Origin of the sequence: Pseudochrobactrum sp. AO18b (genome assembly GCF_000409565.1) — a bacterium.
In the GTDB taxonomy this organism is placed as follows: domain Bacteria; phylum Pseudomonadota; class Alphaproteobacteria; order Rhizobiales; family Rhizobiaceae; genus Pseudochrobactrum; species Pseudochrobactrum saccharolyticum.
Window position 1 is genome coordinate 1 of record NZ_ANNO01000255.1, and the last position, 1,915, is coordinate 1,915.

The window sequence follows — 1,915 nt, forward strand, 5'->3', positions numbered from 1 at the left end:
TCGGTTTACGTGCCGGACAAGACAGACGGCAGAAGATGCCGGTGCTGGTTACACCAACAAAAACATGGCCGTCATAGGACTGGTCACGATCAAGAAGCGCCTGATAAAGAGTGTGCGGGTCGGGTAAAGAAAATAGCATAAACAGACTTTATCATGATTTTCTTCCGGTGCCGCCGGAAATCGGGCGTCTATTTTTCTGTTTCATCAGGTTACTGGCAGATGCGATAGGTACAGGATTTGCCGTGGCAGCCCATATCAAGATGCAGATTGGTTTCATGGGCACTGTCGGCTTCCGGCCCGAAGACTGTCATGAACAGCGTGCAGCTTGCCTTATGTAATTCACGCCAGAATTTCTTTTGTTTTTCACTGCCGTTCCAGTCTGTGGCAAGTGTGGTTTTTTCACCATTGGCGAGTGTGAAAGACATGATATCCAGAGCATTGCCGAAAGCATGTTCGGATACACGTCCTGCCGAGCCGTTATTCACCTTGCGGCATTGATAATGCGAACCGGTGCCGATGGTTTTGATATCGCTGCCGAGATGGGTTTGGGCCAGATTGTTGGCCTGCTGCACCCATTCAGTGAGAGCGACAGTCATCGTGCAATTGGTTGTAATCGTCTGATCCAGTTCTATCGGGACAGGTTTGGTGAAGGCCGTGATTTCCAGCGGGCTTCTGATCTGGCATTGCCCTTCATTGACAGGCGGGATGACTTTGCCGGTTACTTCATTTTGCACTAATGGCAGGCAGGCAGCCTGATAAATCCGTTCGGTTTTCGGTGTCTCCGGTTTTGATATATCCGGTTTTGGGGAAGCGGGCGGTTCTTTTAGTTCCGGTTTTGGGGCAGGGGTAATAGTTTTATTCTCTTCCGCTGCGGGTTTTTGTGCAGGTATCGGAACAGTTTTCGCTGTGGCCGGTATTGTCATCAAAGTGCCGCTACTCAGCACTGCAAGCAAACAGAGGGGCAGAAAATATCGCATCAAAAGCCTTTCCGTGAGTGCAAAATCACGACTGATTTTGCAGGGAGTGCCTGGGTAAACCGCTGAACTGCCGTTTCAGTTCCCGTTTTTCTTGGTTTCTCCTGAAAGTCAGCACTTCTATGCGGCGGATAAACTATGTTAGAGGGAGGCATGAGCACATACTCTTCCGCTTCTCCTGTTTATAATCCGCCTATGGATCCGGTATCGGTGATCTATCAGGATGCGGATATTCTGGTGCTGGATAAGCCAAGCGGGCTGTTATCTGTGCCGGGGCGTGATCCGGCTTTGTCGGATAGTCTGGCAACACGGGTGCAGAAACAGTTTCCAAAGGCACTGATGATCCACCGGCTGGATAAGGATACATCCGGCGTGGTGCTGATGTCGCTGAACCGTAAAGCCCATGCACAGATTGCCAGACAGTTTGAAGAGCGCAGCACCGAGAAATCCTATGTCGCAGTTGTTTGGGGCAATGTGGCAGAGGATGAAGGTCTGATTGATCTGCCGCTGGCGATTGATCCGGACAATAAACCGCGTCACCGTGTGGATTACGAACATGGCAAACCGGCGCAAAGCCGCTGGCAGGTGCTGGAACGCGGAGAGCAGACAACAAGGCTGAGTTTATTTCCACTGACCGGCCGGACGCATCAGCTGCGTGTGCATATGAAGGCCATCGGTCATGTGATGCTGGGTGATGAATTCTATGCAGAGGGCGCTGCTTTGCAGGCGGCAGATCGTTTGCTGCTGCATGCGGAGAGCCTGAGCTTTCGCCATCCTGATGGCCGTGCTGTTACTTTTACCATACCTTGCCCGTTTTGAGAGAACCTATGCAGCAAGCAGATGATAATGACCTGATTGTTGATTTTGTCGGCGGGGCTGTCGGTCATCGTTTCCGCTCCGGTGAGGGGCGCGGGCAGGCGCTTGCCAAAGCGGCAGGGCTG

General features: G+C 52.0%; 3 protein-coding genes and 1 pseudogene. 2 read left to right on the forward strand and 2 right to left on the reverse strand.

Annotation, left to right across the window (positions count from 1 at the left end):
* Both A918_RS21515 and A918_RS20125 read right to left on the reverse strand, forming a co-directional pair.
* On the reverse strand, nucleotides 1-139 hold a 139-nt coding region (locus tag A918_RS21515), incomplete at its 3' end, for an Ada metal-binding domain-containing protein (RefSeq protein ID WP_305807625.1).
* Between the two features lie 70 nt (nucleotides 140-209).
* Nucleotides 210-923 carry an extensin family protein gene (locus tag A918_RS20125; RefSeq protein ID WP_022711025.1) on the reverse strand — a complete coding sequence of 238 codons (714 nt, stop codon included), beginning with the start codon at nucleotides 921-923 and terminating at the stop codon, nucleotides 210-212.
* Between the two features lie 204 nt (nucleotides 924-1,127).
* Here A918_RS20125 and A918_RS0110525 point away from each other — a divergent pair, with 204 nt between their 5' ends.
* Both A918_RS0110525 and A918_RS20130 read left to right on the forward strand, forming a co-directional pair.
* Entirely contained in the window at nucleotides 1,128-1,793 is a 666-nt protein-coding gene (locus A918_RS0110525) for a pseudouridine synthase (RefSeq protein ID WP_022711026.1), read from the forward strand.
* A gap of 8 nt (nucleotides 1,794-1,801) precedes the next feature.
* Nucleotides 1,802-1,915 (forward strand): annotated as a pseudogene (locus tag A918_RS20130) (16S rRNA methyltransferase); the annotation flags it as partial.